At 70.4% G+C, this 284-nt stretch carries 1 protein-coding gene; it reads right to left on the reverse strand.

The annotated features are described in order from the left end of the window. Positions 1-186, reverse strand: a 186-nt coding sequence (locus tag ACFPOF_RS33575) for a hypothetical protein (RefSeq protein WP_378138832.1), incomplete at its 3' end; no start/stop codon positions are given. Positions 187-284 lie beyond the last annotated feature (98 nt).

Consider the following 284-nt stretch of genomic DNA (forward strand, 5'->3'; position numbering starts at 1 on the left):
CCGGCAGTCCGGATCCGCTGCAGCTGCAACGCAATGGGCGACGCCTGGTCGGTGGGCGAGACGTCCGCCACAGCTGCCGGCGATCCGAATCTGCTTCAAGCGATCGTTCTGCCTGGCGCCTGGACCAGCTCGCGCGATCGGCGCCACGGTCGCCGGCAGTCCGGATCCGCGGCAGCTGCTCGCCATGGGCGACGCCTGGTCGGTGGGCGAGACGTCCGCGACGGCTGCCGGCATTCCGGATCTGCTCCAAGCGATCCTTCAGCATGGCGCCTGGACCAGCTCGC

The sequence above is a fragment of the Cohnella soli genome (assembly GCF_042655525.1).
Taxonomy (GTDB): Bacteria; Bacillota; Bacilli; order Paenibacillales; family Paenibacillaceae; genus Cohnella; species Cohnella soli.